The 18,988-nt window shown below is 75.2% G+C and carries 19 protein-coding genes; 8 read left to right on the forward strand and 11 right to left on the reverse strand.

The genetic code is table 11. From position 1 onward, the window contains the following. Nucleotides 1-38: 38 nt before the first annotated feature. Nucleotides 39-608, forward strand: a complete 570-nt coding sequence (locus tag K8Z61_RS08135) for a hypothetical protein (protein WP_224128285.1) — start codon at nucleotides 39-41, stop codon at nucleotides 606-608. Nucleotides 609-703: 95 nt separating this feature from the next. On the opposite strand, the gene K8Z61_RS08140 is transcribed toward K8Z61_RS08135, so the two are convergent. Beyond that, nucleotides 704-1,741: a hypothetical protein gene (locus K8Z61_RS08140; RefSeq protein ID WP_224128286.1), complete on the reverse strand. Its 1,038-nt coding sequence runs from the start codon at nucleotides 1,739-1,741 to the stop codon at nucleotides 704-706. 146 nt (nucleotides 1,742-1,887) lie between these two features. Between K8Z61_RS08140 and K8Z61_RS08145 the strand changes: the two genes are divergently transcribed. From K8Z61_RS08145 to K8Z61_RS08160, 4 genes are all read left to right on the forward strand, one after another. Continuing rightward, complete coding sequence (locus K8Z61_RS08145) at nucleotides 1,888-2,646, forward strand: matrixin family metalloprotease (protein WP_224128287.1); 759 nt, start codon at nucleotides 1,888-1,890, stop codon at nucleotides 2,644-2,646. A gap of 75 nt (nucleotides 2,647-2,721) precedes the next feature. Then, nucleotides 2,722-4,185, forward strand: coding sequence for an NADP-dependent phosphogluconate dehydrogenase (gene gndA / locus K8Z61_RS08150; RefSeq protein ID WP_224128288.1), 1,464 nt, complete (start codon nucleotides 2,722-2,724; stop codon nucleotides 4,183-4,185). A gap of 59 nt (nucleotides 4,186-4,244) precedes the next feature. Next, nucleotides 4,245-4,667 (forward strand): hypothetical protein, encoded by a 423-nt coding sequence (locus tag K8Z61_RS08155; protein ID WP_224128290.1) that lies wholly within the window; start codon nucleotides 4,245-4,247, stop codon nucleotides 4,665-4,667. A gap of 5 nt (nucleotides 4,668-4,672) precedes the next feature. After that, nucleotides 4,673-5,071, forward strand: coding sequence for a YchJ family metal-binding protein (locus tag K8Z61_RS08160; protein WP_308116760.1), 399 nt, complete (start codon nucleotides 4,673-4,675; stop codon nucleotides 5,069-5,071). 19 nt (nucleotides 5,072-5,090) lie between these two features. Here K8Z61_RS08160 and K8Z61_RS08165 read toward each other — a convergent pair whose 3' ends face one another. Beyond that, nucleotides 5,091-5,720, reverse strand: coding sequence for a LysE/ArgO family amino acid transporter (locus K8Z61_RS08165; protein ID WP_224128292.1), 630 nt, complete (start codon nucleotides 5,718-5,720; stop codon nucleotides 5,091-5,093). A gap of 99 nt (nucleotides 5,721-5,819) precedes the next feature. Here K8Z61_RS08165 and K8Z61_RS08170 point away from each other — a divergent pair, with 99 nt between their 5' ends. Further along, the gene (locus K8Z61_RS08170) at nucleotides 5,820-6,740 is read left to right on the forward strand and encodes an ArgP/LysG family DNA-binding transcriptional regulator (RefSeq protein WP_224128294.1); all 921 of its coding nucleotides are present in this window, start codon (nucleotides 5,820-5,822) and stop codon (nucleotides 6,738-6,740) included. On the opposite strand, the gene K8Z61_RS08175 is transcribed toward K8Z61_RS08170, so the two are convergent. Further along, the gene (locus K8Z61_RS08175; protein WP_224128296.1) at nucleotides 6,719-7,474 is read right to left on the reverse strand and encodes a TetR/AcrR family transcriptional regulator; all 756 of its coding nucleotides are present in this window, start codon (nucleotides 7,472-7,474) and stop codon (nucleotides 6,719-6,721) included. The genes K8Z61_RS08170 and K8Z61_RS08175 overlap by 22 nt on opposite strands. Before the next feature lie 100 nt (nucleotides 7,475-7,574). Between K8Z61_RS08175 and K8Z61_RS08180 the strand changes: the two genes are divergently transcribed. Further along, nucleotides 7,575-9,029 carry an MFS transporter gene (locus tag K8Z61_RS08180; protein WP_224128299.1) on the forward strand — a complete coding sequence of 485 codons (1,455 nt, stop codon included), beginning with the start codon at nucleotides 7,575-7,577 and terminating at the stop codon, nucleotides 9,027-9,029. A gap of 25 nt (nucleotides 9,030-9,054) precedes the next feature. On the opposite strand, the gene K8Z61_RS08185 is transcribed toward K8Z61_RS08180, so the two are convergent. From K8Z61_RS08185 to K8Z61_RS08220, 8 genes are all read right to left on the reverse strand, one after another. After that, on the reverse strand, nucleotides 9,055-9,750 hold the full coding sequence (locus K8Z61_RS08185; protein ID WP_224128301.1) for a heme oxygenase (biliverdin-producing): 696 nt from the start codon (nucleotides 9,748-9,750) through the stop codon (nucleotides 9,055-9,057). 62 nt (nucleotides 9,751-9,812) lie between these two features. Continuing rightward, entirely contained in the window at nucleotides 9,813-11,585 is a 1,773-nt protein-coding gene (locus tag K8Z61_RS08190) for a hypothetical protein (protein WP_224128303.1), read from the reverse strand. Between the two features lie 112 nt (nucleotides 11,586-11,697). Continuing rightward, nucleotides 11,698-13,482 carry a hypothetical protein gene (locus K8Z61_RS08195; RefSeq protein WP_224128305.1) on the reverse strand — a complete coding sequence of 595 codons (1,785 nt, stop codon included), beginning with the start codon at nucleotides 13,480-13,482 and terminating at the stop codon, nucleotides 11,698-11,700. Nucleotides 13,483-13,596: 114 nt separating this feature from the next. Then, complete coding sequence (locus K8Z61_RS08200) at nucleotides 13,597-15,408, reverse strand: FlgD immunoglobulin-like domain containing protein (protein ID WP_224128306.1); 1,812 nt, start codon at nucleotides 15,406-15,408, stop codon at nucleotides 13,597-13,599. Nucleotides 15,409-15,498: 90 nt separating this feature from the next. Beyond that, on the reverse strand, nucleotides 15,499-15,975 hold the full coding sequence (locus K8Z61_RS08205) for a phage tail protein (RefSeq protein ID WP_224128307.1): 477 nt from the start codon (nucleotides 15,973-15,975) through the stop codon (nucleotides 15,499-15,501). 39 nt (nucleotides 15,976-16,014) lie between these two features. After that, entirely contained in the window at nucleotides 16,015-16,986 is a 972-nt protein-coding gene (locus tag K8Z61_RS08210) for a hypothetical protein (RefSeq protein ID WP_224128309.1), read from the reverse strand. Then, the gene (locus K8Z61_RS08215; protein ID WP_224128311.1) at nucleotides 16,983-17,504 is read right to left on the reverse strand and encodes a SigE family RNA polymerase sigma factor; all 522 of its coding nucleotides are present in this window, start codon (nucleotides 17,502-17,504) and stop codon (nucleotides 16,983-16,985) included. The genes K8Z61_RS08210 and K8Z61_RS08215 overlap by 4 nt, the downstream gene beginning before the upstream one ends. Before the next feature lie 46 nt (nucleotides 17,505-17,550). After that, entirely contained in the window at nucleotides 17,551-17,835 is a 285-nt protein-coding gene (locus tag K8Z61_RS08220; RefSeq protein ID WP_224128313.1) for a hypothetical protein, read from the reverse strand. A 195-nt stretch (nucleotides 17,836-18,030) separates the two neighbouring features. Between K8Z61_RS08220 and K8Z61_RS08225 the strand changes: the two genes are divergently transcribed. Further along, on the forward strand, nucleotides 18,031-18,987 hold the full coding sequence (locus K8Z61_RS08225) for an SDR family oxidoreductase (RefSeq protein WP_224128315.1): 957 nt from the start codon (nucleotides 18,031-18,033) through the stop codon (nucleotides 18,985-18,987). Nucleotide 18,988: the final 1 nt, after the last annotated feature.

Here is an 18,988-nt window from a genome sequence, read left to right on the forward strand (position 1 = left end):
GGGTGGCGGCTCCAACCCCGTCTCGGAGGAGCTGATCCATGCGCACCCTGCGCCGTCCCGCCCGCCTCGCGACCGGTCTCGCCGCCGTCGCCGCCCTGGCCGTGCCCGCCGTCCTCGCCGGCTCGGCGCAGGCCGCCACCCGCACCGTCGTCACCGTCACCGACGCGAAGAGCGACGTCCAGAACGAGAAGCCGATGACGACCGCGCAGAAGCGCTCCATCGACCTCACCAGCCTCAAGGCCACCCAGCGAGGCGCCGGCACCCGTCTCGACGTCTCGGTGCGCACGGTCACGGGCGCCGCGTCGAGCAAGGCGTTCTACTCGATCGGCTTCACCCTCGACACCCCCGGCAGCCACACGGTGCAGCTCGTGCTGCCGTACAAGCGCGTCGTCGTGATCTCCGGCGGCAAGACCCGTTCGTGCTCCGGCGCGACCGCGACGCGCTCGGCCAACGTCTACTCCTTCTCCGTGCCGTCGTCCTGCCTGGTGGGCAGCACCGCGCGCGACGTGCGGGTCGCCGGCATCTCCGGCTACCTCAGCTCGGCGGGCGAGGTGCGCGGCGTCGACTTCACCTCGCCGACCACCGACGCGGTGCGGCTGCGCCGCTGACGGTCGGCCACGAACGACGACGGCCCGGTCCCCGCGAGGGGGCCGGGCCGTCGTGTTGTGCTGTGTCGAACGGGGTCGAGCGGGAGCGCGCAGGCTCAGGCGCCCGGCCCGGCGGGCGCGGACGGGCCGGACGGCGCGGCGGCCGGCCGGTAGAGCTCGATCTCGCGCACCGAGCCGTCACGGGCGATCTTCACCTCGGCCACGAGCGTGCCGGGCAGGAGGTCGGCGGTGGTGCCGTCGGACTCGTCGCGCCCGTCGTGGCCCTCCCCGGCGCCGTGGTCGTCGCCCTCGTCGCCGGCGTCGCCCCCGTCGTCGCCGCCGCGACCGGTCGGCGCGGACGCGACCCGCCGGTCGTCACGACCGCCGTGGCGACCGTGCTCGCGGGCCTCGTCGCCGGCGCCCTCGAAGCCGATCTCGGTGGCGGCGGTGACGACGTAGGTCAGCTGGCCGCCCTCGCCGTCGAGCACCAGCGTGCCGGTGGCGGCGTCGAACGAGGCGATCGTGCCGAGGTAGTCGCCGTGGTCCTCGTCGTCCTCGCCGTCGCCGTCGCGGTCGACGACGCAGCGGTCGCTCGGGCTGTCGTCGAGGTCCTCGTTGGCCACCCGGTGTCCACGGCTGATCTCCTCCCCGTCGGGCACGCCGTCGCGGTCGGAGTCGGCGTTGCCGGCCCGCGTGCCCAGGTCGTTCTCGTCCTCGTCGTCGACGTGGTCGCCGTCGCGGTCGTCGTCGTCGGCGACGCAGGTCTCGAGCGCGTCGTCCTCGTCCTCGTTGTCGACGCCGTCGCGGTCGGCGTCCTCGTCGCCGTCCTTGACGCCGTCGCGGTCGGTGTCGGCGCGCCGCGGGTCGGTGGTGCGGCTGCGGTCCTTGACCTCGTCGCCGTCGTCCATGCCGTCGTTATCGGTGTCCTCGTCGCGCGGGTCGAGCCGGTGGGCACGCTCGTAGCGGTCGGTGAGGCCGTCGTGGTCGGTGTCGCGGGCGGCGCGGTGCGCCACCCCGGTCCCGGTGCTGCTGCCCTGGGGCGACGCCTGCGCGGGCAGGCTCGTGGTGAGGGCGCCGACGACGGCGGCCGTGGCGAGCACGGCCAGCCGGCGGCGTCCGCGCGAGCGGCCGGCGCGCGTGGTCCGGTGGTTCATGGGGGTCTCCCTCGCTGGTGCTGCGCCGACCGGAGTGGCCGGCGTCACGAGCATCGGCGCCGTGCGGCCGCGCCGGAGCCTGGATGAAGGCACTCTCACGCTCGCCGCCGACTGGTCTGGACCACCGCCCGTGCCACACTCGCCCCGTGAGCCCGACCGCCCGCGACCGTCGGCGTCGCGCCCTGGAGCGCGTCGGGCCGATCGTCGTCACGCTCGTGGCGGTCCTCGGACTCGTCGCCTTCGCGCCGGGCGCGGAGTTCGACGCCGCCCGCCGGCTCGTCGGCCTCGGTCCCGGCCGGCTGGGCGCGGCGCCCGACGTGCCGGACGCCGGGCGCTACGCGTTCCTGACCGAGGTGAACGGCCAGCCCGTCGGCTACGACCCGTGCCGTCCGATCCGCTACGAGGTCAACCCCGCCGGCGCCCCCGACGGCTGGCCCGACCTCGTGGCCCGCAGCATCGCCACGATCGAGCAGGCCACGGGCCTGCGGTTCGAGGACGACGGCACCACCACCGACCGCGACTTCTTCCAGCGACGCACGGCCGCGCTGGGTCGGCCCCTGCCGGTGCTGATCGGCTGGGCCGACGCGAGCGAGAACCGCGATCTCGACGGCGACGTCGCCGGGCTCGGCGGCAGCTCCCCGGGCGAGCCCAGCCCGCTGGGGCGCGTCCATTACGTCACCGGCAGCGTCCTGCTCGACCAGGACGCCTACGCGCGCCTGGCCGCGCGCCCGGACGGCGCGGTCGAGATGCAGGGCATCCTCACCCACGAGCTCGGGCACCTGGTCGGCCTCGACCACGTCGAGGACCCCCGCGAGCTGATGAACCCCTCCTACGTCGGCCAGCGCGGTCTCGGCCCCGGCGACCGCGCCGGTCTGGCCCGCCTCGGCGCGCTGCCCTGCGGCTAGGCCGCCGACGGACTGCCCCGACCGCCACCCGCGCGGGTGGCACGCTCGCGGCGTCCGCGCGGTTGGCTGGCGACCATGAGCCAGTCCCCGTCCAGCACGCCCCGCGCCACCATCGGCCTCACCGGCCTCGCCGTCATGGGTCGCAACCTCGCCCGCAACATCGCCGGGCACGGCTTCCCGATCGCGGTGCACAACCGCACGACCGCCAAGACGACCTCGCTGGTCGAGGAGCACGGCGAGGACGCGAAGGCCGCCGGCGGCGAGCTGATCGCCTGCGAGACCCTCGAGGACCTCGTCGCCGCGATCGCGACGCCGCGCACGATCATCGTCATGGTCAAGGCAGGCGAGGGCACCGACGCCGTGATCGACCAGCTGGCGCCGCTGCTGGACGAGGGCGACGTCGTGGTCGACGCCGGCAACGCCCACATGGCCGACACCATCCGTCGCGAGCAGGCGCTCTCCGAGCGCGGCCTGCACTTCGTCGGCATGGGCGTCTCGGGCGGCGAGGAGGGCGCGCTCAAGGGCCCCTCGATCATGGTCGGCGGATCGGAGCACGCCTACGAGAACCTCGGGCCGATCGTCGAGGCGATCGCCGCGCAGGTCGACGGCACCCCGTGCGCCACGCACGTCGGTCCCGACGGCGCCGGCCACTTCGTGAAGATGGTCCACAACGGCATCGAGTACGCCGACATGCAGCTGATCGCGGAGTCCTACGACCTCCTGCGCACGGTCGGCGGGCTGGAGCCGGCGGCGATCGCCGAGGTGTTCCGGGGCTGGAACGACGGCGAGCTGGAGTCGTTCCTCATCGAGATGACGGCCGACGTGCTCAGCCACGTCGACGCCGCCACCGACCGGCCGTTCGTCGACGTCGTCGCCGACGCCGCCGAGCAGAAGGGCACCGGGCGCTGGACGGTGCAGATCGCCCTCGACCTCGGCGTCCCCGTCACCGGCATCGCCGAGGCCACGTTCGCGCGGTCGCTCTCGGGCCACACCGGCCAGCGCGCGAAGGCCCGCGAGGTCTTCGGCAGCGACCTCGCCCCGGTCGAGGCCCCGGCGTCGTTCGTCGAGGACGTCGCGGCCGCGCTGTTCGCCTCCAAGGTCGTCGCCTACGCCCAGGGGTTCGACCAGGTGCGGGCCGGCTCCGAGGAGCACGGCTGGGACATCGACCCGGGCTCCCTGGCCACCATCTGGCGCGGCGGGTGCATCATCCGCGCCCAGTTCCTCGACCGCATCAAGGAGGCCTACGAGGCCGACGCCGACCTCGCCTCGCTGCTGGTCGCGCCCTACTTCGCCGACGCCGTGCGCGACGGCCTGGACGCCTGGCGCCGGATCGTCGTCCTGGCCGCGCAGGCCGGCGTCCCGACGCCGGCGTTCTCCTCCTCGCTCGCCTACTTCGACGGGCTGCGCCGCGACCGGCTGCCGGCCGCGCTGATCCAGGCGCTGCGCGACGACTTCGGCGCGCACACCTACCAGCGCGTCGACCGCGAGGGCACCTTCCACACCGACTGGGCCGGCGACCGCGCCGAGCACGAGGCCTGAGACGCCCGGTCGGCCGGTGCGGTGGACGCCGCGCCGGCCGACCGTGGGAGGGTGGGGCCATGACGACGTGGCGCGACGCCGTGCCCCAGCCCGTGCAGGACGACCTCGACGAGCTGCTCGACGCCGTGCTCACCGCGGCCAAGGAGCAGCTGCGGGTCGAGGGCGCGCTCGGGCCGATCGCCCTGGTGCTCGACGACGACGACCGCACGACGCGGCGCACCGTGGAGATCGGCGACGCCGAGGACGGCGAGCAGGTGCTGGCCGCCTTCTGCGCCGAGGTGCGCGCGATCGCCGCGCTGCGGGCCGTCGCGATCGCCTTCGACGCCGATCTCGACGGCCGCGACGCCATCCAGGTGCTGCTCGAGCACCGCAATCCGAGCGCGCCGGCGCTCGTGCTCGCCCTGCCGTACCGCCCGCGCGGCGGCGGCCGCTCCTACGGCACGCTGCGCGCCGCGCCCGGGCCGCGGCGCATCTGGACCTGACGCCCGTGGGCGCCCCCACCCTGCGGCGCGACTGCCCGTGCGGCGCGGGGCGTCCCTACGACGCCTGCTGCGGGCGGCTGCACCGCGGCGCGGCGCAGGCCGTCACCGCCGAGGAGCTGATGCGCTCGCGGTACGCCGCGTTCGCGCTGGGCGACGTCGAGCACCTGCTGCGCACGTGGCATCCCCGCACCCGGCCCGACTCCCTCGAGCTCGACGCCGGCCTCGCCTGGACCGGCCTGAGCGTCGACGACGTCGTGGCCGGCGGCGCCGACGACGCGGAGGGCGAGGTCGCCTTCACCGCGTCGTGGCGCGACGCGGCCGGACGATCGGGCGCGCTGGTCGAGCGCAGCCGGTTCGCCCGGCGCGCCGGTCGCTGGCTGTACCTCGACGGCGTCCACGACTGAGCCGGGCCGGTCGGCGCGCTCAGCCGAGCGCGAGCCTCGCGGCGATGCCGACCATCGTCACCGCGATCAGCACCTCGAGCACCTGCCAGGAGCGCGGCCGCGCCAGCACCGGGCCGAGCAGGCGCGCGCCGTACCCCAGCCCGGTGAACCACAGGGCGCTGGCCAGCACCGCGCCGACCGCGAACCAGGCCTGGCCCGGCAGTCCGGGCGTGGCATCGCCGCGGTGGCTGGCGGCGATCGAGCCGAGCAGCAGCACGGTGTCGAGGTAGACGTGCGGGTTGAGCCAGGTGAGCGCCATGGCACGGCCGACGACCGACCGCGCCGTCCCCTCCCCCGCCTGCGCGGCCTCGAGCGCCTCCGGACGCAGCGCGCGGCGCAGCGACGAGGCCGCGTACCAGAGCAGGAAGGCGACGCCGAGCCACGTGACGACGTCGATCAGCCAGCCCGCCCGGCTCACGATCGCGCCGATGCCGGCGACGCCCGCGACGATCAGCACCGCGTCCGAGAGCAGGCAGACGGCCACGACCGCGCCCACGTGCTGGCGCAGCACGCCCTGTCGCAGCACGTAGGCGTTCTGGGCGCCGATGGCCACGATCAGGGAGCCACCGGTGAGCAGGCCGGCGAGCACGGTGGCGAGGACGGTGGGCACACGGAGCACGCTAGGGCGCTCGCCATGATGCAGGCCAGCGACACTTCCTGATGCTGCTGAAGCGTTGCTTCAGGCGGCGGTCGGTGCTGCACTGGCGCCGTGCGGTTCGACCCCGATCACCTCGAGACGCTGGTGGCGATCCTCGACGAGGGCTCCTTCGACGCCGCCGCGCGGCGTCTGCACCTGACGCCGAGCGCGGTCAGCCAGCGCATCCGCGCCCTCGAGGACGCCGCCGGACGCGTGCTCGTGCGCCGCGGCTCCCCCGCCACGGCCACCGAGGCCGGCACCGCGCTGGTGCGCCTGGGCCGCGAGCTGCGGCTGCTCGACGCCGAGGCCGCCGCGGTGCTCGCCGCCGACGCGCACCCGACCGCGCTCGACCTGCCCGTCGCCGTGAACGCCGACTCGCTGGCCACCTGGTTCCGTCCGGTGCTGGGCGCGATCGCGGCGCGGCCCGGCATCGCCCTGCGCCTGCAGGTGGCCGACGAGACCGCCTCCGCGCAGCTGCTGCGCCGCGGCGAGGTGCTGGCCGCGGTGACGACGCAGTCCCGGGCCGTGCAGGGGTGCGCGGTGCGTCCGCTCGGCGTGCAGCGGTACCGCGCGGTCGCCGCCCCAGACCTGCTCGCACGGCACCGCCGCGGCCGCGGGGTCGACTGGGCGCGGCTGCCCATGGTCGTCTTCGACGAGCTCGACGGCCTGCAGGACCGACTGCTGGCGCGACGCGGGCTCGCGCGTCCGCCCGTCGTGCACCGCATCCCGAGCACCGCCGACTTCCTCGAGGCGATCTGCGCGGGCCTGGGCTGGGGCATGGTGCCGCTGGCCCACGTCGAGTCCGCCGGTGCGCGGCTGCACGTCCTGCCCGGTGCCTCGACCCTGGACGTGGCGCTGCACTGGCAGCGGTGGCGGCTGCGCACGCCCGCTCTCGACGCCCTCGACGACGCCGTGCTCGCGGCCGCCACCACCGGGCTGCGGCGTCCGCGACGATCCCCGTCCGAGGAGGATCAGGAGCCGGCGAGAGCCTGACGCACCAGGCCGCCGAGCAGGAGGTCGAGGCCGGCGACGAACTGCTCGTTGTCGTCGTGGCCGGTGAAGACGTCGACGATCGTGCGGATCCACGGCAGGTCGTCCGCGCTGCCCGGCTCGGCGGCCAGCCAGCCCTCGACGACCTCGGCGAGCTGCTCCTCCTGGGGCCGCGTGGGGTCGGCGTGCGCGTCCTGGGCGAGCATCTCGGCGGCCACGCCGGTGACGTAGCCGATGATCGCGGTGCTGCCGTCGAACTGCTGGCGCGGCGTGAGGCCCATCGCGGCCAGCTGCGCGCCGAGCCGGTCCCAGAACCGCAGCGCCGACGGGCCGCCGGCGCCCATGACGTGCATCTCGTGGGCCAGCCACGGATGCGGGCGGGTCTGCTCGAACAGGGCGAGCGCCTGGCCCCGGATCCGCGCGAGCGGGACCAGCACCCGGGCGTCGTCGGTGCCCGCGAGCGCACGCACGACCGCCGACGGCGGCTCGTCGGCGCCCGCCTCGGCGCGGGCGAGCGCCTCGGCGATCATCGCGTCGCAGACCAGCGCGAGGAGCTCCTCCTTGCCCGCGACGTGCCAGTAGACGCTGCCGAGGCCGCCGCCGAGCTCGGCCGCGAGCCCGCGCAGCGTGAGCCCCCGGGATCCCTCGCGGTCGAGGATCGCGACCGCGGTGCGGACGATCTCGTCGCGGGAGAGCGAGGCGCGGGGCGGTCTGACCGTGCGGGCGGGGCGTGACACGCGCTCACCCTACTCGCGCACTTGACATCCTCGAACGCTGTTCTATTCTCGAACAGCGTTCGACTCGAACAGCGTTCGGGTCCTGATCCGAGGAGTCGCCATGTCCGTCCCCACCGCCGCCCCCGTCGCGGCGCCGCCCCGTCCTCACACCCTCTGGGCCGCCGCCCCGGCCCTGCTCGCCCTGAGCCTGACGATGCTCGTCGAGATGATCGACAACTCGGTGCTCAACGTCGCCCTGCCGACGATCGGGGCCGACCTCGGGCTCGGCGCCACCGGCCTCCAGTGGGTCGTCGGCGCCTACTCGCTGACCTTCGGCGGGCTGCTGCTGATCGGCGGCACCCTCGGCGACGTGCTCGGACGGCGCCGGGTGCTGCTGGCCGGGCTGGTCGGCTTCGGCGCGAGCTCGCTGCTGGTGCTGCTGGCGAGCGAGGCGTGGGAGCTGATCGCGGTCCGCGCGCTGTGCGGGGCCTTCGCGGCGCTGATCGCCCCGGGCACGATGTCACTGCTCTTCCGGCTCTTCGACGACGCCGCGCTGCGCGGACGCGCGATCGGCCTGATCGTCACCGTCTCGATGGCCGGGTTCGCGCTCGGCCCGGTGCTGGGCGGCCTGGCCGTCGAGCACCTGCCCTGGCAGGCGCTCCTGCTGGTCAACGCGCCCGTCGCGGCGATCGCCTGGTGGGGCGTGCGGCGCGGCATCGCCCCCGACGACGCCGCCGACCTGCGTCCCGGCTCCCCCGACCTGCCCGGCGCCGCCCTCTCCGTCGTCGCCCTCGCCTCGGGCCTGCTGACGCTCACCGTCGCGGTCGAGGCCGGCTGGACGTCGCCGTGGACCCCGCTCGTCGCCCTGCTCTCGATCGGCGCCGGCCTGGCGTTCGTCCGCCGCGAGCGCCGCGCCGGCGCGCCGCTGGTCGACCTCGACCTGCTCGCCCGACCGGCCGTCCGGGGCAGCGCGCTGCTCCAGGCCGCGGTGATGACGGCGATGGTGGGCGTGCTCTTCGCCAGCACCCAGCTCTTCCAGCTGGTGTGGCACTGGTCGCCGGTGCGCGCCGGACTCGGCGTGCTGCCGCTGGTGCTCGGCATGCTGCTCGCCGGCCCTCTCTCGGACGCCCTCACGGCGCGAGCCGGCCACCGGCGCACCGCGGCCGCGGGCGTCACCGCGACCCTGGTCTCCCTCGGCCTGCTCGCGGCGTCGATGCACGCCTTCGCCGGCTACGCGCCCGGCCTCGCGCTGCTGGCGGCCGGCATGCGGCTGGTCATGACGACCAGCGCCGTCGCCCTGATCGAGGCGCTCCCCGCGGACCACACGTCCTTCGGCTCCGCGCTCAACGACACCGCCCAGGAGCTCGGCAACGCGGTCGGCGTCGCCGTGCTCGGCACCGTGACGGCGGCGATCGTCGGCACCGGCCGGCTCGCGGACGGCTGGTCGGACGCGGTCGCCGACGAGCTCGTCCGCAGTCAGCGCGTCGGCTTCGCCGTGCTCGCCGGCCTGGTGGCGCTGATCGCCGCGATCGGCCTGCGGACCCTGACCGACTCCACCAGCACCGAGGAGGGCTGACCGTCGCGCTCGCGTCGGGTCGACGTCAGGCGGCGGTCTCGACCTCGGACCCGAGCTCGGCCAGCAGCCACCGGTTGAGGTCGAAGGCGACGCGCACCTCGGCCACCATCCGCTCCCGCTCGGCGAGCGTCACCGGCAGGGCGTCGAGCCGGGCGCGGTAGGCGTCCTTGTACGGCTTGACCCGCTCGATCTGCGGGAACGCGTAGAACGCGACGCCCCCGCCGCTGGCGCGGTCGAGCCCGTGGTGCCCCTGCATCAGCCGACCGATGCCCTGCCCGCCGGAGAGGTCTCCCAGGTAGCGGGTGTAGTGGTGGGCGACGTACAGCCCACCCCAGAGGCGGGTCTCCTCGAGCCGGGCCACGTAGGCGTCCGTCGCGGGCGACCCACCTGCCGGCGCCGCCCCGGCCCGCTGCGACCAGAAGGCCAGGTCGGCGTCGAGCCGCGCGAGTCGGGCCAGCGCGACGTCGTGCACCGCGGCGACGAACCGGTCGTCGGCCTGCTCCGCGCCGAGCCGCTCGAGCGTCGCGTAGACCGGGCGCAGCCGCGCCAGGTACGTGGCGTAGCCGGCGGCGCCGAGGCTGCCGTCGACGAGGGCGGCCATGAAGGCCGAGCCCTCGGCCGCCGCGTGGGCGTCGGCCGAGCCCTCCCGCAACGCGCGGGAGAGCGGGACGGACGACTCGCAGGGCGTCGGCGCAGGACGCGCGGTGGGCGCGGTGGTCATGGTGCTCCCGAGGTGGCGGGTGGAGCGGCTGGGACCCACGATGCTCGCACGCGCCGCCTCGCTCACTCCAGGCGGGTGTAGACCAGCCGCACGGTGAAGCGCTTCAGGTCGTAGGAACCGGTCTCGGCGACGACGCGCCACCGGACCCGACCCGTCCGGGTGACGTAGGTCGCGGCTCGCTCTGTAGACCCCGGGTGAGGGCCCAGCGCCGGTTCGAGCACGATGCCCGGGCCGAAGCCGCCGTACCGCCGGCCGTAGTTGAGGACGGCACTGCTGTTCAGGGCACCCCTGCCGGCGCCGCCGTCGAGCGAGATCATCAGCAGGTCGTACCGGACCGCCCGCGGGGCGGTGAGGGCGTGTTCGGTCGTCACCAGTCTCCGCTTGCGGTTGCCGGTGCACCGGCTGGCCGGTCGAAGCCCGACCCCGTTGCGCCAGACCCGCACCGCACCGACCACCACACTCGAGCAGGAGCCTGCACGTGCCCGGGTCATCGAGCCGAGGGCGCTGACCGTACGGGCGTAGGAGCGCTGTCGTAGACGCTGGTGCGACACGAAGATGGAACGAGGCCGGGGACGGGTCACGTTGCCGTGGTCGTCGTAGACCGCGGTGTGCAGCGAGTAGCGACCGGCCGGCAGCGCCTCGAAGTTCAGGCGGCGACCGTTCCACTCGGTGGGGCCGGGGGCACCGGGGTACAGCGTCACCAGGACGCCTCCCCGGCTCACGATCTGATGGACCACCGTCGCGCCGGCACGATCGGCGGGATCGACGTGAGTGGTGATCGTCATCGAGTCTCGGTAGCCGTCCTGATACGGGAACACGCTGGTGCTGCTGAGCACGACCTCGACGTCCTGCGGGGGAACCGCATCGACGTGGAAGGTCACCGGAGTCAGGGAGCCATGCAGCGTCCCGAGATCGGCGTCCTCGAAGGTCGTCCTGCCGCTGAGGACGTAGGTGCCGCTCTCGCTGATCCGGCTCAGGTCCACGCGTACCCGCGCGGGCCCGCGGATCGGGCGCTGGCGCAGACCCGTGAAGACTCCGCCGGCGCCCGGGACGACCGATCCCTCGGCGTCGCGCAGGACCAGCTCAGCGTCGAAGGTCCCTTCCAGAGGCGGCAGCTGGAGCGCGACGTCGATCGGCAGCGCCCCGACATCGCGCCTCGGCAGATCGATCGAGCCGTCGATCGTGCGGCGTACCAGCACGTCGTGCCTGTCATCGTCGAAGGCCCTGCAGAATCGACGCTCGGCGTCGCACCGCAGAAGACGCAGCGTAAGACGCCCTTCGGGCAGGACTATCGCGGAGGCGCCGTGGCGAGCGACGGGGATGGGGTGGAACGTCGCGGGGTCCTTCGGCAACCAGGCGTCGACGGCGAGCGTTCCCCCACCGCCGGGGTCGTCGACCGACACCTCGTACGGCCCATCGCCGTCGCGCACGATGCTCACGTCGGACCACCTGATCGTCGGCTGCACGTCCGACGGCGACACGGCTGCCCGCCGGATCGGGCCGTCGCAATCATCCACCGCTGCGCAGGCCTGCACGACGAGGTCGCCGTACGACGACGCGCCCCACGTCTCCAGATCGAGCGTGACGGCTCCGCCGCTGACCGGCACCGGCCCGAAGTCGAGCGGGAGAGGATTGACGGGGTCGCTGTAGATCCAGGCATGGACAGCGGGCGCATCGGTCGTCACCTGGGCGGTCAGGCGTCCCGGGCCCGGGACGGCGATCTCGCCGAGGGAGATCCGATACGACGTGTCCGCAGAGCCGGGAGGTGCCAACGGACCCACGAGCAGGAGGCACCCCAGCAGGAGGGCGAGTGGCCTGACGAGTGGCATCTGCATCGGGGGGCTCCGTGACGACGAGCGAGAGGACGGGCGGGGTCTGGCGACGTGCAGCCGACGCCGAGGGCGGCGGACCGGTCGCGCCGTCGGACGAGGCGCCGGTCCGGACCGGTCACTCCAGCCGGGTGTAGCCGATGCGGACCGTGAAGCCCTTGACGTCGTAGTGCGAGCCGGCGGCCGTGTAGACGCTCCAGCCGACGTAGCCGTCGTCGTAGACGTGGGTCGCCCCTCGCACGGAGTCACCGGGGTGGCTGCGGAGCTCGGGCGTGAGGAGGGTGTCGCCGTCGTAGCCACCGAGACGTCTGAGGTACGAGACGTAGGCCTGGCTGCGCGGCTCGTCGCTCGAGGCGCCGCCGACGACCGTGACGCTCACAGAGTCGTACCTGAAGGCGACCGGAGCGGTCAGGCCATGACCGGTGCTGACGAAGGTGTCGCTGATCGACCCCTGGCAGCGGGTGGCGGTGCGCAGGCTCATGCCGCCCCGCCAGCCGCGCACGAAGCCGACCTTCAGCGTCGAGCAGCGTCCGACGTTCCGGCCCGTCAGGGAGCCGGCGGCGGTGACGGTGCGGGTGTAGACGTGCTGCCGCAGCCGCTTGCCGGAGACGTTGATCGTGAGCGACCGGCCGCGCGTCGTGTTGCCGACCTCGTCGATCGCGGTCGTGCGGAGCGTGTAGCGACCCGAGCTCAGCGCGCGTCCGGTCGAGGAGCGACCCGAGAACCGGACGCCGGAGGGGGAGCCGTCGAAGGAGGCGACGACGTGTCCGCGCCGGTCGAGCACCTGGTGCCGGATGCCCACGCCGCTGACGCCGCCCGCGACCCGCGTGGTGACGATGAGGTCGTCGCGGTAGCCGTCGACGGCCGGGTAGACGCTGGCGCGGCTCAGCCGCACCGAGACCCGCCCCGGCGGAGTCGCGTCGACCAGGAGCCGGTAGGGCTCCAGGGGTCCGGTGAGGGTGCCGACGTCGGGGTCCTGGTAGGTCAGCGTGCCACCGAGGTCGTAGGCCCCGGTGCGCAGCGAGCGCACGTCGAGGGTGGCCCGGACGACGCCGTCGCTGGTGCGCAGGCCGGTGAGCGGGCCGCCGACGCCGGACACGAGGCGGCCCTGGGCGTCACGGACGGTGAGATCGGCGTCGAACGGCCCGGCCGCGTCGACGGCGAGGGTGATCGGCAGCCGCCGGGGAGCCGTCGTCCGGGTCTGGGCGTAGACGTACCCCCCGAAGGTGCGCCGCACGACCAGGTCGCGCGAGAGCCCGGCCAGCGGCGTGCACACCCAGCGGAGCGCGTCGCAGCGACGCACCTGCGCGGTGTGGCGGCCGTCGGGCAGGTCGAGCGTCGTCGCGCCGTCGCGGGCGATCTCCTGGCCGCCGACGAAGCCCCCGCCGGTGACGAACGCGACGTCGAGCCGGCCACCGCCGCCCGGGTCGGCGACCGTGACGTCGAACGGCGGGTCGTCCTGCCCGACCGCGGTGTCGGTGGGCCAGGTGACCGACGGCGTCACGTCGCTGACCGGCACGCTCGCGGTGGCGCGCTGGGCCGTGGCGCAGTCGACGTCGCTGTTGCTGGCGCACGGCGCGACCACCAGCGAGGCCGGGTTCGGCAGGCCCCAGGTGGCGAGGTCCAGCGTGACGACGCCACCTGACGGCACGGCGACCACCTGCGGTGCCAGCTGGGCCTCGCTGCCCTCGAACGGCGCGAGCGTCGCGCGGACGTACGGCGCATCGGTCGTGACCTGCACGCTCAGGCGCCCGGGCGCGGGATCGCTCGCGGCGCCGATGCTCACCGAGAAGCCGGTGGCGGCGGATCCGGGCGGCGCGAGCACACCGAGGGCCATCAGGCCGCCGATCGCGGCGGCGACGAGGCGTGGACGGGGTCGCGGGACGTGGGTGCGCAGGCGCATGGGGAGCTCCGAGAGTGGGGTCTGCGTGACGGGAGGGTCCGTCGCGCGTTTGCGACCCTAGGGCCGGGCACCGACATCCGTCACCGGAACCGGGCACCCGGTCTGGTCCGGGGGTCACTCCAGCCGCGTGTAGACCAGCCGCACGGTGAACCGGCGCAGGTCATACCGCGCGCCCGCCGCGGTGAAGACCTCCCAGCCGACCGTCCGGTCGCCGAACACCAGGGCCTCGGCCGCCACGCCGGGGCCCGCGTGCGGGCCGACGGTCGAGGCCAGACGGGTCGGGTCGGTGGTGGAGCCGTCGGTGCGGGCGTAGTCGAGGTAGGCGAGGCTGCGCGGCGCGCCACGGGCGGCGCCGCCCTCGACCGTCACCTTGAGCGAGTCGTAGCGGAGCGCGTCGGGCACGCGGACGGCGTGGACGGTGCTGACCAGCGTCTGCCGCACGGTGCCGCGGCAGCGGGTCGCGGTCTCGAGCCCGAGCGAGCCCGACCACCCGTGAGACGACGGCTGCCGCAGCCGCGAGCAGCGACCGACGTAGCGGTCGACCAGGGAGCCCGCGGCCGAGACCGTGCGGGTCAGGACGTGCTGGCGCAGCCGCTGCCCGGACGCGGTGATCGTCACGCTCGGCCCCCGGGTGGCGTTGCCGACGCCGTCGGTGGCCACGGTGACCACCGTGTACCGCCCGGCCGGCACCACGGCACCGGACGCGTCGCGTCCGTCCCAGGTGAGCGCGCCCGGGAAGTCGGACTCCAGCGTGCGCACCAGCCGTCCCACGCGATCGCGGATCTCGTGCCGCACGGCGACGTCGTAGGCGTCGTCGGGCGCGACGTCGGTGATCAGCCGCACGGAGTCGCGGTAGCCGTCGCGCGCGGGGTAGAAGGTCGACGGCGAGGCGCGCACGGTGACGTCGCGGGGCGCGTCGGCGTCCAGCACGACCGTCACTGCGCCCAGCTCCCCGGCGTAGGGGCCGACGGTGGCCACGTCGAAGGATCCGCCGACCTCGACCCGGTACGCCCCCGACGGCAGGCCGGCGAGGTCGAGCGGCAGCAGCGCGGTGCCCCCGGTGCCCCCGGAGCCGTCCGCGTCGACCGGGACGGCGGCGACCCGCCCGCCGCGTCCGGGCAGCACGGCTCCGGTGTCAGCATCGCGCACGACGACGTCGGCGTCGAGCGTGGCGGGCCGGGGCGTGACCGTGACCTGCAGCGTCGAGCGCGGCCCGACGACGGCGTCGGCGTGGTCCAGCACCTCTACCGTGCCACGCAGGTCGCGCTGCACCCGCACCCGGCGGCTCTTGCCGGCGAGGTCATGACAGACGGTGCCGGTGTGGTCGCAGCGCCGCACCTGGAGGGTCAGGTCGCCGTCGGGCAGCCGGAGCACGCTGCTCTCGCCGCTGGCGCTGCGCGCGAGCCCGGTGCCGCCGTCGACCCCGCGATCGCTGGTCCAGCGCACGCGCAGGGTGCCTCCACCATCGGGGTCGGAGGTCGTGACGACGTAGTCGGGGTCGCCAGGCTCCACCACGGTCGCGTCGGGCCAGGTGACCTCGGGGACGGCGTCGAGCGGGGCGACGGCCACGGAGGTGGCCGGCTGGCAGCTGCCGGCGTCCCCGTTGGCGCAGGCGTCGACGGTCAGCATCGCGCTCGCCGGCAGGCCCCAGGTGGCGAGATCGAGGTCGAGGCCGGCGTCGCCGACCCGCTGGAGCAGGCCCACCAGCTCGCCGCCGTCGGGCGCCGCGAGGCGCGCCCGCACGTAGGGCGCCGTCGTGGTGACGTGGGCGGTGAGCCGGCCGGCGGCGGGCGTCGCGACCTCGCTGACCTGGACGTCGGGGGGCGGCTGGTCGGCGGCGCTCGCGGCCGGTGCGGCGAGCACGCCGAGCGCGAGCAGGGCAACGACGGTCGGCACGGTGGGACGGACGGGGAGGGGCAGGCGCATGCGAGTGCTTCCGAGACGGGGCCGGGCGGGGGTGCCCGGCCGCGGAGGCAGCCTAGGGGCGGGCGCCGACAGTCGTCCCGCGATCGAGCACTACGGCTGGTGCTCGCCCTTGATCACGAAGAAGGTGCCGCGGATCTCGCCGGCCAGCTTCGAGCGCTGCCGCGCGAACCTGAACCGGTCAACCAGCTCCTCGGGCACCTCCATGCCCTGCGCGAGCTTGAACCCGACGGCCCGCTTGCCGCCCTCGGCGAGCGTGTAGAGCACGTTGACCGCCAGTCCGGACTCGTGGAACACGTGACTCCAGCGGATGCCGTCGACCTCGCACTCGGCCGCCTCGAGCACCGGCGAGGCGATCACGAGGTCGCGCTCCTCGCGCAGCACCCGCGCCACGTACGCGGCGATCTCCGCACCGCGCCCCTCCCCCGCCGGATGCGTGGTGAACACGTGGTCGTACTTGGTCGAGAAGTAGCGGGCCTCGTGGGCCCGCAGGCCGGCGAGCGCGTCGGCGACCGGCGAGCTCTCCAGGCCGACGGTGGAGACATCCTGGAAGTCGACGACGTAGGCCATGGCGGGCTCCTGCGGGGACTCGGATCGGGCGTGATCACGCTACTCGACCCAGATGCCCCTCGCGACGAGCGTCACGTCCGACCCCTCGGGCACCATCGAGCCGGGCGCCGGATCGGTCGTGTAGGCCGGGCTGGAGCAGTAGCAGACGACCATGCGGTCGGCGCTGAGGCCGGCCTCGCCGAGGACACGACGGTAGGCGGCCGCCTCCGCCTCCTCGGGCCGGCGGTCGAGCACCGCTCCGGGTCCCGGCACCCCGACCAGGCCCGGCAGGTAGGTGACGGTGTCGAGCAGGGCGTCGACGCGGGCGCAGGCGTCGGCCTCGTCGGAGACCACCGTGAAGTCGACGCCGCCCGTCCGCGTCGTGGCCTCGCATCGCGTCCGGCCGCGATCGTCGACCGACGCCACGGCGTCGAAGCGCTCGGCCTCGACGCCCGGGGCGAGGTCGGCGATGCGGCGTGCCGTGCCCGGGTCGACCACGTCTCCGAGGGGATGGCGATCTCTCGTGAAGACGTCGACCTGGGTAGTCGGGTCGACCGACTCGGCCTCGCACGCCCTGGCCACCGTGGGCGGATCGACGATCGCTGTGTCGACGGCAACGCCCGGACACGGGAGCGCGTTCACCGGGAAGTCCTCCGGCACCGCGATCGCGACGTGCCCCGATCCCACCCACCGCGTGCCCGGCGGCGGAGCCGGGGCGTCGCTCGCGGCAGGCGAGGGCGAGCCGCTCGCCGCCGGGTCGGTGGCGACCGGCGCGGGCGCCGGACGTCCGGTGGCGGTCAGCACGACGGCTCCGAGCACCGACGCGGCGGCGAGCCCGGCGACGGCGACCGTCCCGGTGCGCACGCGCCGACGCCGGGCGGCGCCGCGACGCACCGCGTCCAGCGGCGGCGGGCCGACGGCGATCCGCTCGGCCAGCACGTCGAGGGCTCCCGTCAGCCGGTCGCCGTCGAACGATCCGGTGGCCTCGGTGGGCTCGGTGGGCCCGGTGGATCCGGTGGGCTCGTGGGTCACAGCGTCTCCCGCAGCTCGATGAGGCCGGGATCCTGGGCCAGGACCCGGAGGGCGCGTGAGAGCCGGCTCTTCACCGTGCCGGGCGGCACGCCGAGCGCCTGCGCGGTCTGCTGCTCGCTCAGGTGCGCGTAGTACCGCAGGACGACGACCTGCCGCTGGTCCGCGCCGAGCCCGGCCAGGGCCCGACTGACCGCGTCGGCGTCGTCGAGGCGGTCGGCGCCGTCGTCGACCGCCGTCTCGGGCAGGTGCTCGGTGGGACGCTCGCCCCACCAGCGCCGCCGCCGCGAGCCGGCCAGCGTCGTCACCAGCACGCGGTGCACGTACGCGTCGCGGTCGTCGGCCTCGCAGATCCGCGACCACCGCGGCAGGCACCGCTCCAGCGCCGACTGGACGACGTCCTCGGCCTCCGCCCCGCGGCAGCCCATCAGCACGGCGGCCCGCACGAGGCGGGGCCAGCGCGCGGTGACGTACGCGGCGAAGTCGGCGTCGAGCGCCGCCCGGTCTGCTCTCACACCCACCTGACGCGCCAGGCCGCCGGATCGGTTCCGCCGGCCGCCGTCGGGCTCAGCGGCTCCGCTCCTCCGTGTGCTCGCGCAGCGCGAGCAGCGCGCCGACCCACACCGCCCAAATCGTGAGCGCGATCGAGCCGACGCCACCGACGAGCAGGCCCGCGAGCCCGACGACCGTCGCCAGCCCGCCCCCGGAGCCGTCCACGCCGTCCGAGCCGTCCGGGCCGGCCTGGGAGGCGCCCCAGATGAGCACCGCGGCGAGCAGGAGCAGCGCGACGGCGAAGACCAGCAGGCCGGTGCGGGTGACCTTCTCGCCGCCGCCGAGGGTGGTCTGGCTCATGACGTCTCCTTGTCCATAGGGGTCTCGCACTCTGCCAGACCGCAGCGCGGCTCGACGGCGGTTCGGCGGCGGTTCGAGGCGACGAGCACGGCGCCTGAGGGGGATCGACAGACCCTCCCACGCTCGCGACGCGGCGGCGAGGCTGGGAGCACCCCGGAGCCGAAGCACCGGGGACGCCGATCCCGAGGAGCCACCATGCGCCACACCATCGACCCCGACCTCTCCCGCCTCGCCGGACGGCGCGTCGTCCTCACCGGCGGCAGCGACGGCATCGGCCGACGCATCGCCGAGCGGCTCGTCGCGGCCGGAGCCGACGTCGTCCTCCCGGTGCGGGACGAGGCCAAGGGCGCCGGCGTCGTCACCGCGCTGCGCGGCCTGCGCCCCGACGCCCGGGTGGGGGCCGAGCGCCTCGACCTCGCCAGCCTCGCGTCGGTGACGGCGTTCGCCGCGCGGATGGTCGCGGACGGCCGGCCCGTGCACGCCCTGATCGACAACGCGGGGCTGATGACGCCGCCGCAGCGACGGGTCACCGCCGACGGCTTCGAGCTGCAGCTGGGCGTGAACCACCTCGGCCACGTCGCGCTGATCGCCGGGCTGATGCCGGTGCTGAGCGCCGGTCGGGCCCGGATCGTCTCCCAGATCAGCGTGGCCGCGGCGTCGGGCGGCGTCCACTGGGACGACCTGCAGTGGGCCGAGCGCTACGACGCCACCGCGGCCTACCGGCAGTCGAAGATCGCGCAGGGCCTCTTCGGCCTCGAGCTCGCCCGCCGCAGCGCCGCGGAGGGCTGGGGGGTCACCAGCGTCCTCGCCCATCCCGGGGTGGCGCCGACGAACCTCCTGGCGGCGCAGCCGGGCTACGGCCGCGACGAGGCCCTCGGAGCGCGGCGGGTCATCGGGGCGCTGTCGTCGCTCGGCCTGCTGCTGGGCACGGCCGAGTCGGCCGCGCTGCCGGCCCTGGCGGCCGCGACCGCGCCGGACACCTCCGACGTCCAGCTCTACGGCCCCCGCGGCCTCGGCCGGCTCGGCGGCGCCCCGGCGCCGCAGCGCCTCTACCGCCCGTTGCGCGACGTCGCGGAGGCTCGCCGAGTGTGGGAGTGGTCGATCGAGGTCGTCGCGGCGCGGTTCCCGCGTGCGACGATGCCCCGGGTCTGAT

This window comes from Nocardioides sp. TRM66260-LWL (genome assembly GCF_020075545.1).
GTDB lineage: Bacteria > Actinomycetota > Actinomycetes > Propionibacteriales > Nocardioidaceae > Nocardioides.

Bases quoted from the DNA above. Each gene is read 5' to 3' on its own strand.
- K8Z61_RS08135 (WP_224128285.1), top strand. From the start codon at position 39: ATGCGCACCCTGCGCCGTCCCGCCCGCCTCGCGACCGGTCTCGCCGCC.
- K8Z61_RS08140 (WP_224128286.1), bottom strand. From the start codon at position 1,741: ATGAACCACCGGACCACGCGCGCCGGCCGCTCGCGCGGACGCCGCCGG.
- gndA (WP_224128288.1), top strand. From the start codon at position 2,722: ATGAGCCAGTCCCCGTCCAGCACGCCCCGCGCCACCATCGGCCTCACC.
- K8Z61_RS08155 (WP_224128290.1), top strand. From the start codon at position 4,245: ATGACGACGTGGCGCGACGCCGTGCCCCAGCCCGTGCAGGACGACCTC.
- K8Z61_RS08180 (WP_224128299.1), top strand. From the start codon at position 7,575: ATGTCCGTCCCCACCGCCGCCCCCGTCGCGGCGCCGCCCCGTCCTCAC.
- K8Z61_RS08185 (WP_224128301.1), bottom strand. From the start codon at position 9,750: ATGACCACCGCGCCCACCGCGCGTCCTGCGCCGACGCCCTGCGAGTCG.
- K8Z61_RS08190 (WP_224128303.1), bottom strand. From the start codon at position 11,585: ATGCAGATGCCACTCGTCAGGCCACTCGCCCTCCTGCTGGGGTGCCTC.
- K8Z61_RS08195 (WP_224128305.1), bottom strand. From the start codon at position 13,482: ATGCGCCTGCGCACCCACGTCCCGCGACCCCGTCCACGCCTCGTCGCC.
- K8Z61_RS08200 (WP_224128306.1), bottom strand. From the start codon at position 15,408: ATGCGCCTGCCCCTCCCCGTCCGTCCCACCGTGCCGACCGTCGTTGCC.
- K8Z61_RS08205 (WP_224128307.1), bottom strand. From the start codon at position 15,975: ATGGCCTACGTCGTCGACTTCCAGGATGTCTCCACCGTCGGCCTGGAG.
- K8Z61_RS08220 (WP_224128313.1), bottom strand. From the start codon at position 17,835: ATGAGCCAGACCACCCTCGGCGGCGGCGAGAAGGTCACCCGCACCGGC.
- K8Z61_RS08225 (WP_224128315.1), top strand. From the start codon at position 18,031: ATGCGCCACACCATCGACCCCGACCTCTCCCGCCTCGCCGGACGGCGC.